Origin of the sequence: Pseudorhodoferax soli (genome assembly GCF_003337555.1) — a bacterium.
GTDB lineage: Bacteria > Pseudomonadota > Gammaproteobacteria > Burkholderiales > Burkholderiaceae_C > Pseudorhodoferax > Pseudorhodoferax soli.
This window is the reverse complement of the sequence record NZ_QPJK01000008.1, coordinates 438,632-450,554: the sequence shown is the minus strand read 5'-3', so window position 1 is coordinate 450,554 and position 11,923 is coordinate 438,632. Positions and strand designations below refer to the sequence as shown.

The window sequence follows — 11,923 nt, the reverse complement described above, 5'->3', positions numbered from 1 at the left end:
TGGTGTCCGCATCGATGTGGCGCGCGGTGACCCGGCCCCAAAAGCGCGCGCCGTCCTTGCGCACGAACTCCTGGTCGTGGTGGCTGTCGCGCGGCATGCCGATGCGTTGCTCCAGCCGCAGCTGGGCCTCGTCGTGGTCCGCACCGCTGCCATACCAGATGCCCATGCGCTGGCCCTGCAACTCGCCTGCGGCATAGCCGAACATGCTGTCCAGTTCGCGGTTGCAGCGCGCCATGACGCCGTCGCGCACGAAGGCGATGCCCACGCCCGCCGTCTCGAACATCGCGGCCTGCTCCTTCTGCGCCACGCCCAGTGCGGTCTCCGCGGCCTTGAGCGCCTCCAGGTCGACCACCACGCCGACGAGGCCGCCCGGGCTGCCATCGCGCTTGCGAAAGCCGCTGACCGAATAGAGCACCTGGTGCATCCGGCCATCGGCGAAGAGGAAGCTGGCCTCCCGCTGCACATGCGCCGCCTCGGCGATGACGCGCTCGTCCTCGGCCTGCAGATGGCTGCGCAGGGGTTCGGGCATCTGCTCCAGTTCGTCCACGCGCTTGCCGACGAGGTCGGCGCGCTGCACGCCCAGTGCCTGCTCGAAGGCCTCGTTGCAGCCCAGAAAGCGCGTGTCCGGCCCCTTGTAGTACACGGCGTTGGGCATGCGGTCGATCATGGTCTGCAGGAAGACCGCCATCTCCTTGACCTGGCGTTGCGTCTCCTTGGCCGCGGTGATGTCGATCAGCGTGAACTGGATCAGCGTGCGGCCACGGTAGCGGAAGGTGGTGCCGCGGCATTCGGCCATCCAGTCCGTGCCGTCCGGGCGACGATGGCGCCATTCGAAGCTGGGCGATTCACGGCCGGTGTCGTTCAGGTTGCGCCGGCCGGCCGCGAGGATCTTCTCGGTGGGCCCGCGTTCCTGCATGGGTGCGGAGATCGACAGCACGGTGCGGCCGCGCAGGTCCTCGGCACGTTCGAAGCCGTAGAGCTTGCGTGCCGCCTCGTTGCAGTCCACGTAGTAGTCGGTCACAGGGTCGTAGATCGAGATGGCGATGTGCGACTCCTGGAACATGCGGCTGTAGCTCTCGTTCTCCTTGCGGATCTCCTCCGCGTCGCGGATCTCCGCCTCGTCTTCGATGATCCAGATCGTGGCGTCGCCCTGCTCGGGCATCGCCACCGCGCGGGCCCGCCCGCAGGCCATGAAGCGGACGCCGTCCTGGCGCCGGGCGCTCCAGGTGCCGCTGTAATTGGCCTCCAGCGCGAAGGTGCGGGCCAATTCGGCGGCGACACGCCGGGCCTCGTCTGCGTCCTCGTACAGGCATGACGTGTCGAGGCCGACCGGCGCCTGGGGATCGGCGAAGCCGTAGATCTGCGCGAACTTCGCATTGGCCCGCAGGATCGTGCCGCCGCCCGTGAACACGATGCCCACCTGCAGGTTGTGCAGCAGTTCCGCTTCACCGTCCTGCCGCTGCAGCGGCCTGTCCGCCACACCTTGCGCCGCGTCCTCGCCGACCCAGGCCGTGTACCAGGTCTGCCCGCCGGTGAGCAGCCTGGCGCACTGCACGCAGGCCATGAACACCGACCCGTCGTGGCGCCGCAGCGGCAGCCGCAGGTCCTGGACGGCGCCGCCCCCGGCCTCCAGCGCTTGCAGCAGCTGCTGCGGCCCGCCCTGCGCATCGGCATACAGCGCAGCATCGAGCAAGGAGGGCACCGGGCCGCCGGGCACGGCGAACAGCTGCAACCAGGCGGCATTGGCCTGCTCGACGCGGCCGGCCGCATCGCAGACGACCAAGGCGCGCGGCGCAGCGCACGCGACTGCCGCCCCGGCGGTGGAGCCGCTGTCCTGCAGAGGGGGCGAGGCGCGCATGGCGGCAGGCCTCGTTCAGGCGCGCAACGGAGACGTCGTCGGTGACGGAACAGGCATCCGTGGGCGCTCCTCGCGTGAAAGTCCGGACCGGTTTAGAGTTGTTACCGTTTATAAATGAATTCGCCCCAGGATTCGATCCATATCGACACCGGTTCTACCGTGTCACGCAGCGTGGCCCGGACTGTGATGCGCTGGGCGCATCAGAGCAGCAGCGCCGCCAGGGCGCCCAGCGACACGCCCACGGCGGCCACGGCGCGCCCGGCCAGTCGCAAGGCACGCGCCACATCGGCAGGCTGCGGCGCCCTGCCCTGGCTGTTGAGCGCGTAGACGCCCGGCTTGCGCAGCCGAACGCCCAGGCGCAGGGCCATGGCGGCCATCGGCCAGCCGCTGTTGGGCGAGGTGGTGCGGCCCGCCTCCACCACCAGGGCGGCATGGGCGCGCAGCGGGCACAGCAACACGGCCGTGATGCGCGCCGGCACCCAGCCCAGCACGTCGTCGGCCCGGGCGGCCCATTTGCCGGCCCACTCCCAGTCGCGCCCGCCGCGCACGCAGCGGTAGCCCCACATCGCATCGGCGGTGTTGGCAAAGCGGAACACGGCAGCGCCAGGCAGGCCGGCCAGCAGGAACCAGAACAGCGGCGCGACCACCGAGTCGTTGAGGTTCTCGGCCAACGATTCGATGGCGCTCTCGCGCACGGTGCCGGCATCCAGCGGCGCCACATCGCGGCTGACCAGCATGGCCAGCCGCGCCTGCCCTGCGGCGAGCGAATGGCCCAGCGCGGTCTCGACCGCCTGCACCTCGTCGTGCAGCATGCGCCAGGCGAGCATCGGCTTGAGTGCCAGGCCCAGCAGCAGCGCGGCGGCCCAGCCGGGCAACCAGGCCAGCACCGCCCATTGCAGCGCAGCCGCCAACGCGCCGACCACCAGCGCGCCGGCACACCAAGCCATCGCACCGGCGGAGAAGGCCGCGGCCGGTGCCTGCGGCAGCCGCCCGCCGGCCCAGCCCAGGTAGCGGCCCATGGCCACCACCGGGTGCAGCGCAGCAGGCGGCTCGCCCCACAGGCGGTCCACCAGCAGCGCGACCCACAGGGCCGCGGCGGCCGTCAATCCTCGATGCCGCGCTGGGCCGGGATGCCGGCCTTGAACGCGTGCTTGACCAGCGTCATCTCTGTCACGGTGTCGGCCAGTTCGATGAGTTCGGGCGGGCAACGCCGGCCGGTCAGCACCACATGCACCTCCCGGGGCCGCGCGCGCAGCGTGGCCAGCACATCGTCCAGCGGCAGCCAGCCGTAGATCAGCGGGTAGGTGATCTCGTCCAGCGTGACCATGAAGTACGTGCCCGACAGGATGGCGGCCTTGGCTTTCTCCCAGCCTTCGCGCGCCAGCTGGCCCGAGCGTTCCAGGTCCTGGCTCTTCCAGGAGAAGCCGTCGCCCAGGCCCTCGATGGGCATGCCGAGCTGCTCGAACATGCGGTGCTCGCCGAAACGCGCCGTGGGCACCTTCATGAACTGGTAGACCTTCACGCGCTTGCCGCGGCCGTGCGCGCGCAGCGCCAGGCCGAACGCGGCTGTGCTCTTGCCCTTGCCGTCGCCGGTGTTGACGATGACGATGCCGCGGCGCTCGCCCTCGGGCTTCTCGTATGGCTTGGTGCTGGGTGGGGTTTCGATCTGCATGGGTGGTTCTCAGCGGGGGATGGTGATCCATTGGCCGGCGACGCTGTGCACCGCCACGCGGCGCGCGAACACGGCCTCCAGCGCGCGGTGCGTGGCGGCGTCGCCAGTGGCGCCGTGGTGCACGATGCGCCCGCGCTCGACGATGACCAGCGCATCGGCCTGCAGCGCGGCCGGCAGCTCGTGCAGCACGCTGACGACCGTGCGGCCGGCGCGCGCCAGCGCACGGGCCATGGCCAGCCAGTCGGCCTGGTGGGGCGGGTCGAGGTTGGCCAGCGGTTCGTCCATGAGCAGCACGGGGGCCTGCACGGCGAGCGCGCGCGCCAGCAGCACGCGCTGGCGCTCGCCGCCCGACAAGCGGGCCAGCGGCCGGGCGGACCAGGCCAGGGCATGGGTGGCGCGCAGCGCCTCTTCGACGGCGGCGTGGTCGGCCGCGCCCGGTGCGGCCAACCAGGCCCGGTGCGGCAGCCGGCCCAGCATGACCACGTCGTAGACCGACAGATCGTCCGCTGCAGCCTCGTTCTGGCCCAGCCAGGCGATGCGCCGGCCGCGTTCGCGCCCGCTGTACCCGGCCAGCGGCCGTTCGTCGAGCAGCAGCTGGCCCGTGCTGGGCAACAGTCCGGCGAGCGCCTTGAGCAACGTGGACTTGCCGGCGCCGTTGGGGCCGACGACGGAGGTCCAATGGCCGGCCGACAGGCGCAGGTCGACGCCATGCAGCACCTCGACCAGGCCCTGCGATGCGTGCAGATTGCGGGCTTCGAGCGTGGTAGTCACGACTCCAGCTCCCGCGTCAGGCCGAGCGCAGCGATGGACCGAGCGCAGCGATGGCCCGTGTGTGACCCCGCTCCCACCCCTGTGCCCACGCCGAGGAGCGCAGTGGACTGGGCGGCGCGGGGAACCTCGCGCTTCAACATCTGACTCATTGCACTTGTTCGAGCGTAGTGAACGCAGTGAACGGTGCGAGTTGTGCAATGCGCCCAGGCGGCGAGCACCGCAGGTTGCCCGGAGCGCCAGCGGAGGGACGGGGGCACCGGGGCCGCCTTCTCTTTGGTTACTTTCTCTTGGGCGGTAGCCAAGAGAAAGTGACTGCACTGCCGGGGGCATATCCCGGTCCCTGGTGCTTGTTTCAAAGCAGTGTTTTCTATGCACACCAACTGCTGATCGGAATGAGGAGGCGGGGTTTTCGCCCCCGCACGACGACTCACTTTTCTTGCTTCGCCAAGAAAAGTAAGCAAAAGAAGGCGACCCCGGTGCCCCTGTCCTTCCGCTTCGCTCCAGGCAACCTGCGGTGCTCGCGCCATGGGCTGCATTGCGCAACTCGCACCGTTCACTGCGTTCACTACGCTCGAACAAGCGCAATGAGTCAGTTCACAAAGCGCGAGGTTCCCCGCGCAGCCCATGGCGCTGCGCTCCTCGGCAGGGGCACAGGGGGAAGTCCCACACGGGCCATCGCTGCGCTCGGCCTCGCACTCGGGCCATTGCTGCGCTCGGCCTGGGGTCATTGCTGCGCTCACAGCACACCGCCTCGCGTGCGCTGGCGCATCAGCCACAACAGATAGGTGCCGCCCAGCACCGCCGTCAGCACGCCCACGGGGAGTTCCTGCGGCGCGATGAGCCAGCGCGCCAGGATGTCGGCGGCCAGCAGCAGCACGCCGCCCGTGCCCGCGGCCAGCAGGATCAGCCGGCCGTGCGTGACCTTGACCAGCGAGCGCGCCAGGTGCGGCGCCGCCAGGCCCACGAAAGCCACCAGGCCGGTCTGCGCGACGGCCGCGCCCGTGGCCAGGCCCAGCGTGGCGACCAGCGCCATGCGCATCACCGGCAGCGGGATGCCCAGGCTGGTGGCGGTGGCCTCGCCCAGCGCCAGCGCATCCAGCGTGGGCGACAGCGCCCAGGCCACCAACGCGGCCAGCGCCAAGGGCACGGCCATCAGCGCGCAGGCCGACCAGCCCACCGTGCTGGTGTTGCCCAGCATGAAGGCCTGCAGCGCCTGCATGATCTCGGGCGAGAGCAGCATCAGGAGCGAGGTGAAGGCGCTCAGCACCACGCCCACGATCACGCCGGCCAGCAGCAGGCGCAGCGTGTGCTGCACGCCCTGCGCCAGCGCGAGCGTGAGCAGCACGCCGGCCATGGCGCCGACAAAGGCCGCGCCGGCCAGCCCCATGCGCGCGATCCACGAAAGCGCGAACGGCGAGCCGCCCAGTGCGGCCATGCTGGCGGCCACGCCCAGCAGCGCGCCCGAGCCGCTGCCGAGCAGATACGGATCGGCCAGCGGATTGCGGAACAGGCCCTGCGCGATGGCGCCGGCCAGGCCCAGCAATGCGCCGGCCAGCCAGGTGCCCAAGGTGCGCGGCAGCCGGATGTCCCAGACGATCTGCCAGCCCATGGGGTCGTCCCGCAGGCGCCAGGGCCAGTCGAAGCCGGTGCTGCCCACGCTGGCGCCGAGCAGCGCGAGGCTCGCGGACAGCACCGCCAGCGCGAGCGCCAGCCAGGCCGCACGGCACTGGTTCATGGCGCCGCCTGGGGACGCACGGTGGCGTACAAGGCACGCGCCAGCCAGCGGCCGGCACCGCTCGCGCTGCTGTCGATCGCCGCTCGGCGGGGCCCTTTGCCAGTTGCGCTCATGGCGCCTTGGCCTGGAGGCAATCCGCCATCACGCGCGCGGCCTGGTCCATGCGCGGGCCGGGCCGCACCACGATCTCGGCGTCGTCCAGCGAGAACAGGCAGATGCGCTGCTCGCGCACCGCGCGCATGGCGCGCCAGCCCGGATAGTCGATCTCGGCCTGCATGGTGCGGTTGGCCAGCATGATGAGGTCGGGATCGGCGCGCACCACGTACTCGGGGTTGAGCTTGGGGAATGGCCCCAGCGTGGCCGGCACCACGTTGGCCACGCCCAGGCGCGCCAGCGTTTCACCGATGAAGGAGCCGGCGCTGGCCGCATACGGGCCGCGGCTGACCTCGATGTAGACGCGCGCCTGGCGTGCCTTGGCCGGCAGCGTGGCGGCCGCCGCGTCGAGCCCCTGCTCGATGCGCTGCCAGACGGCCGCGGGCGCCGCTTCGGGCAGGCCGAGCAGCTGGCCCACGGTGCCCAGCACGCGGCGCACGTCGGCATGGTTCTTGGGCTCGAGCACGACGACCTTCAGCCCCAGGCCGCGCAGGCGTTCGGCCACGCGGCCGCCGTGCGAGACCAGCACCAGCTCGGGCCGCGTGCGCACCACCGCCTCGATGTTCGGGTCCACACCGCCGCCCAGCTGCGGCAGCTGGCGCACCTCGGGCGGCCAGTTGGAGAAGCGGTCCACGCCGACCAGGCGCGCGCAGGCGCCGAGCGCGCAGACGGTTTCGGTCAGCGAAGGCAGCAGCGAGACGATGCGCGCGGGCGGCGCGTCGAAGTGCACGCGCGCGCCGGTCTCGTCGGTGATCTCGTAGGCTGCGGCCAGGGTGCTCCAGCAGCAGGCCAGCGCCAGCAGCAGGCGGGTCAGCATCATGCGGTTTCGTCTTTCAACACCAGCGGCAAGCCCGCAGCCATCAGCGTCACGCGGGCGCAGCAGGCCGCCATGCGCTGGTTCAGGCTGCCCAGCGCATCGACGAAGGCGCGCACCTCGCGCCCCATCGGGATCACGCCCAGGCCGATCTCGTTGCCGACCAACAGCAGCGGGCCGCTGGCAGCACGCACGGCCTGCTCCAGCGCCTGCTGCGCGGCCTCGAGTTCATCGGCGCTGCAGGCCGGCCCGGCCAGGGGCATCAAGCGGTTGGTCAGCCACAGCGTGAGGCAGTCCACCACCAGCAGGCTGTGGGGCGTGCTGAGGGCCGCGATGGTCTCGGCCAGCCGCAGCGGCTCTTCCACCGACTGAAGGCCCGGCACGCGTGCGGCGCGGTCGCTGCGGTGGCGCGCGATGCGCGCGCGCATCTCTGCGTCGTCGCCGGGCGCGGTGGCGATCAGCACGGCGCTGCGGCCGGTGCCACCGGCCAGCCAGTCGCGTGCCAGCAGTTCGGCGCGGCGCGACTTGCCGCTTTTCTGGCCGCCCAGGATCAGTTCGGCCATCGGTTCGGCCTGGTGAACAAGGCGGCCGTGGCGGCCGGAGAGGACGCGAACCAGGCGTGGAAGTAGCTCGCGCGGATGCTGCCGTGCTGCAGCAAGGCCTCGCCGGCATCCGGCGCAGGCGCCTGCCCCGGCCGCGCCGTGCGCGCCAGGGGCGCGAGCGGTGTCGCGCAGGTGGAGTAGTGGAAGGTGTGGCCGCGCAGCGTGCCGGCCGGCAGCGTGAGCTGCTGCGGCCCCAGCGCCGCGAGCCGCGGCTGCATCTGCACGCGGCCGGGTAGCAGGCCCCACAGCGCGTGCGCCTGGCCTTGGGTGTCCACCAGGGTGTCGAACAGCGCCATCATGCCGCCGCATTCTGCCCAGACCGGTTTGCCGGCCTGCACGTGCGCGACCAGGTTGGCCTGCAGCGCCCGGTTGGCCGACAGCCTTGCCGCGTGCAGCTCCGGGTAGCCGCCCGGCAGCCACAGCGCGTCGCAGGCCGGCAGCGCGGCGCCGGCCAGCGGCGAGAAGAAGCGCAGTTCCGCACCGAGTGCGCGCAGGCATTCGAGGTTGGCGGCGTAGATGAAGCAGAAGGCAGCGTCGCGCGCGACGGCGATGGTGCGGCCCGCCAGCGGCCGGCCGGCCGCTGCGGCGGTGGGCGCCGTGAAGTCCACGGCCCAGCGCTGCAGCGCGGCCGGTTCCAGCCGGCCCAGCGGCGTGGCGGCCAGTGCATCGGCCGCAGCATCGAGCCGGGCCAGGGCGTCGTCCAGTTCGGTCGCCACGGTCAGGCCCAGGTGGCGCTCGGGCAGCGTCAGCCGGCTGTCGCGCGGCAGGCCGCCCAGCCAGTCGGCAGGCTCGCGCAGGCCGCCCTGCAGCAGCTGGGCATGGCGTGCGCTGGCCACGCGGTTGGCCAGCACGCCGGCCCAGCGCAGGCCGCCCTGGTAGTGCTGCAGCCCGAACGCCAGCGCGCCGAAGGTGCCGGCCATGGCGGCAGCGTCGACCACGGCCAGCACCGGCAGGTCGAAGCGGCGCGCCAGGTCGGCCGCGCTGGGCTCGCCGTCGAACAGGCCCATCACGCCTTCGACGATGAGGAGGTCGGCATCCCGTGCCGCCGCATGCAGGCGCGCGCGGCAGTCGTCTTCGCCCGTCATCCAGAGGTCCAGCTGGTGCACCGGCGCGCCGCTGGCCTGGGCGAGCCAGAACGGGTCGAGGAAGTCGGGCCCGCACTTGAAGGCGCGCACGCGCCGGCCCTGGCGCGCGTGCAGCCGCGCCAGGGCGCAAGCCACCGTGGTCTTGCCCTGGCCCGAGGCCGGGGCGGCGACGAGGATGGCCGGGCAGCGCTGGCTCAGTTCGGCGCCCACTTGAGTCCGACCCACAGCGTGCGGCCACCCGTGTCGTACAGCCGCGCGGTCTCGTATTGCTTGTCGGTGAGGTTGTCGACGCGTGCGCTCAGCGTGAAGTCGCGTGCGACCGGGGTGCTGGCGTGCAGGTTGAGCAGCGTGTAGCCGCCCAGTGTGTAGACGGTGCCGCCGAAGTCGTCGTACTCGCGGCGCTTGCTGGACAGCTGCGCCTCGGCGCCGAGCGTCCAGCCGGAGACCTGCGTGTCCGCGCCCAGCGTCGCGAAGCGCTTGGCCCGGCGTGCCAGTTGCCGATCCTTCTCCAGGTCCCTGGGGTCCTGGAAGTCGACGGAGGCGCGCAGCCTCACATTGGCGATCTGGTGCTGGCCCGCCAGCGTGATGCCCTGGTACTGCGCGCGGTTCACGTTCTGGTAGCAGCCCCAGGACGAGGCGCAGGCGCCCGCGCCGTCGATGTAGTCGATCATGTGGCGCACGCGGTTGCGGTAGACCGTCACGCTGGCGCTGCTGGCGCCCTCGGTCCAGCGCAGGCCGGCTTCGATGTTGCGGCCTGCTTCGGGCTGCAGGCTGGCCGAGCCGTATTCACTGAAACGCTGGTACAGCGTGGGCACCCGGAACGAGGTGCCGGCCGACACGGTCGCACGCAGCGCGCGCGTAATGGCGTAGCCGTAGGCCGCGCTGCCGGTGGTCTTGCCACCAAACTCGCTGTCGTCGTCGCGGCGCAGGTGCAGCTGCAGCGCGTGCGGGCCGGCGTTCAGGCCGTAGCCCAGCGCCAGTGCGTTCTGGCTGCGGTCTCGGTCGATGGGGTCGTTACGCAGGCCGTCCTCGCGGCGCTCCAGCGTGGCCGACCACGTGTGCACGCCCAGGCGGTATTCGTTCTGCCACAGGTAGCCGCGCAGGTCGGTCTCGGTGCGGTAGAAGGACGGCGTGGTGGCGTAGCGTGCGTGCGAGTCGGTGAACTGCAGCCGCGTGCTGTACGCCTCGGTCCACTGGCTAGACAGGGTCACGCCTGCAGTGCGCAGCCGGTTGTGGGTGCGGTCGTCCTGCGGGCTGGCCGGGTTGTAGGAGAAGGAGTCGTCGTACTGCGATTCCAGCTGGCTGGCCAGCAGCGTGGCGTCGATCCGGTGCGCCTTGTTGATCTGCAGGCCCAAGCGCGCATTGCCGGACAGGCGCTCGTAGCCATCCTTGTCCGGGTTCGTGGCGCTGTCGAAGGCGCCGCGCAGCCGCGCCGGCATGGCATCGAAGCCGCTGCTGCGCTCCTTGGTCACGCCCAGGGCGTAGTCGATCGCGCTGTCGGTGCCGGCACGGCCGCTGATGCCGCCCTCGGCGCGCCAGCTGCCGTGGCTGCCGCCGCCCACGCCGATGAAGGGCGCGGGCTTGCCGACCTCGCCCTTCTTCGTGAACAGTTGCAACACGCCGCCGACGGCATCCGAGCCGTAGACCGCGGCTGCCGGGCCGCGCAGCAGCTCGATGCGGTCGAGCTGCGACAGCGGAATCTGCTCCCACTGCACACCGCCGGTGGATTGCGAGTCCAGCCGCACGCCGTCCAGGTAAACCGGGGTGTAGCGCGACTCGGCGCCGCGCACGAACACGCTGGTGGTTCCTGCCGGGCCGCCGCTGCGTGCGAACTGCACACCGGGCAGGCGCGCCAGCAGGTCGGCCACGCCGACGGCGCCGCTGCGCTCGATAGTCGTGCGGTCGATGATGGAGACATCGGCCACGAGGTCGGCCAGTGGCCGGGCGCTGCGCGTGGCGGTGACCACGGTGTCCTGCAACGCAGGCTGGCTCTGCGCCATGGCAACGAGCGGCCAGCAGGCGGACAGGGCCAGGGGGAGCGCAGCTAGGCGCACGTGGGACGAAGAGAACTTCATGGAAGCGGAACCCGAATAAACCGCCCGCGCCAGCTTCCCCGCCGGCGATGGGCACACAGGCCGCGCCAGGCGCAGCCACCTCGTTGGCCGGTATCCGGGCTGGCGGCGCACACTCCAATGCCTTCCCACGAGCAGGGCTCGCAGTGGCGTCGTGATGGAGGAGAAGCCATCGAAGGCTTCGGCCGCTTACCGTTGCGGGGGCAGCGCAGGTTAGATGGCCCCGTGCGGGGCGCACCCTCCTGCTTCCCGTTGAACCGCGGCGCGTGAACCACGCCGCGAGCACCAACGGCGCGGATTCTACGGGGGGGCCGGCCCCACAGGCTCCTACAATGCGCCCGCCATGGACCAAGCCACGCAAATCCAGCAGATCGCCGAGCGCACGGAGCGGCTGCTGGTCCGCCACCGTGAACTGCAGCGCACCAATGCGCTGCTGACCGAGCAGGTCGCGCTGCTCACGCACGAGCGCGATTCGCTCAAGTCGCGCCTGGGCGCTGCACGCGCCCGCATCGACGCCCTGCTCGAACGCCTGCCCGAGTCGATCACGGTCGCACCGGCCCCGGCTTACCGCAAGGACAGCACGGACGTGGGAGACCTGCCATGAAGCAGATCGAAGCCAAGATCCTCGGCCAGAGCTACCTGCTCGGCTGCCCCGATGGCGGCGAGGAGCGCATGCTCGAGGCCGTGCAGCGCGTGGACAGCGCCATGTGCGCGATCCGCGACGCCGGCAAGATCCGGGCGCGCGACCGCATCGCCGTGCTGGCCGCGCTGAATCTCGCGTTCGACCAGACCGAGCCGCCTCGCGCGAACACGGCCGGTGCCGCACCCATCGCGTCGCTGCCCGCCGATGCGCAGCTCGCGGCCATCCTTGCCCAGCTCGACGCGGCGCTGGGTGACGACGGCAGGCTTTTGTAAAGCCTCAACACCGCAATCCGTACGTTCTTTGCGCCACCGAGTTCGCGCAATCGTCCTAGAATGAAGGCGTCTGCGGTGCGCACCGGGCTTTTATGTCCTTGAACCAATGCTCATATGAGCTCGGGCTTGGAAATTTCCTGGGGAGCGTGAACGTCTCGCGTCAGATGATCCCAACTCCGGGCTGACCTCGCCCACCTGAACCGCCGGTTCAGGCTGCGGCCCGGTGGCATCTGCAGACACCTTTTT

Annotated in this window: 11 protein-coding genes, 1 other RNA gene and 1 riboswitch; of the genes, 3 read left to right on the top strand and 9 right to left on the bottom strand. The window is 71.3% G+C overall.

From position 1 onward, the window contains the following. The 9 genes from DES41_RS27430 to DES41_RS27390 all read right to left on the bottom strand — a co-directional run. Positions 1-1,858, bottom strand: a 1,858-nt coding sequence (locus DES41_RS27430; RefSeq protein ID WP_114470769.1) for a PAS domain S-box protein, incomplete at its 3' end; no start/stop codon positions are given. Positions 1,859-2,058: 200 nt separating this feature from the next. Next, on the bottom strand, positions 2,059-2,964 hold the full coding sequence (gene cbiB / locus DES41_RS27425; protein ID WP_114470768.1) for an adenosylcobinamide-phosphate synthase CbiB: 906 nt from the start codon (positions 2,962-2,964) through the stop codon (positions 2,059-2,061). Next, positions 2,961-3,530 (bottom strand): cob(I)yrinic acid a,c-diamide adenosyltransferase, encoded by a 570-nt coding sequence (gene cobO, locus DES41_RS27420; protein ID WP_114470767.1) that lies wholly within the window; start codon positions 3,528-3,530, stop codon positions 2,961-2,963. Before cobO ends, cbiB begins: the two co-directional genes overlap by 4 nt. Before the next feature lie 9 nt (positions 3,531-3,539). Beyond that, entirely contained in the window at positions 3,540-4,301 is a 762-nt protein-coding gene (locus DES41_RS27415) for an ABC transporter ATP-binding protein (RefSeq protein ID WP_245965886.1), read from the bottom strand. Positions 4,302-5,037: 736 nt separating this feature from the next. Then, positions 5,038-6,036, bottom strand: coding sequence for a FecCD family ABC transporter permease (locus DES41_RS27410; RefSeq protein ID WP_211333091.1), 999 nt, complete (start codon positions 6,034-6,036; stop codon positions 5,038-5,040). A gap of 109 nt (positions 6,037-6,145) precedes the next feature. Further along, a complete protein-coding gene (locus DES41_RS27405; protein WP_114470765.1) occupies positions 6,146-7,009 on the bottom strand; it encodes an ABC transporter substrate-binding protein in 864 nt (287 codons plus the stop codon). Further along, positions 7,006-7,566 carry a bifunctional adenosylcobinamide kinase/adenosylcobinamide-phosphate guanylyltransferase gene (locus DES41_RS27400; RefSeq protein ID WP_114470764.1) on the bottom strand — a complete coding sequence of 187 codons (561 nt, stop codon included), beginning with the start codon at positions 7,564-7,566 and terminating at the stop codon, positions 7,006-7,008. Before DES41_RS27400 ends, DES41_RS27405 begins: the two co-directional genes overlap by 4 nt. Further along, entirely contained in the window at positions 7,554-8,900 is a 1,347-nt protein-coding gene (locus tag DES41_RS27395; RefSeq protein WP_245965885.1) for a cobyrinic acid a,c-diamide synthase CobB, read from the bottom strand. The genes DES41_RS27400 and DES41_RS27395 overlap by 13 nt, the downstream gene beginning before the upstream one ends. Then, complete coding sequence (locus DES41_RS27390; RefSeq protein ID WP_425466399.1) at positions 8,885-10,690, bottom strand: TonB-dependent receptor domain-containing protein; 1,806 nt, start codon at positions 10,688-10,690, stop codon at positions 8,885-8,887. The genes DES41_RS27395 and DES41_RS27390 overlap by 16 nt, the downstream gene beginning before the upstream one ends. Positions 10,691-10,833: 143 nt before the next feature. Beyond that, positions 10,834-11,067: riboswitch (cobalamin riboswitch) on the bottom strand. A 38-nt stretch (positions 11,068-11,105) separates the two neighbouring features. Between DES41_RS27390 and DES41_RS27385 the strand changes: the two genes are divergently transcribed. The 3 genes from DES41_RS27385 to ssrS all read left to right on the top strand — a co-directional run bounded on the left by DES41_RS27385 (position 11,106) and on the right by ssrS (position 11,920). Further along, positions 11,106-11,366 (top strand): cell division protein ZapB, encoded by a 261-nt coding sequence (locus tag DES41_RS27385; protein ID WP_114470762.1) that lies wholly within the window; start codon positions 11,106-11,108, stop codon positions 11,364-11,366. Beyond that, entirely contained in the window at positions 11,363-11,677 is a 315-nt protein-coding gene (locus DES41_RS27380) for a cell division protein ZapA (RefSeq protein ID WP_114470761.1), read from the top strand. The genes DES41_RS27385 and DES41_RS27380 overlap by 4 nt, the downstream gene beginning before the upstream one ends. Positions 11,678-11,741: 64 nt before the next feature. Continuing rightward, a non-coding RNA gene (gene ssrS / locus DES41_RS39915) (6S RNA) lies at positions 11,742-11,920 on the top strand. Positions 11,921-11,923: the final 3 nt, after the last annotated feature.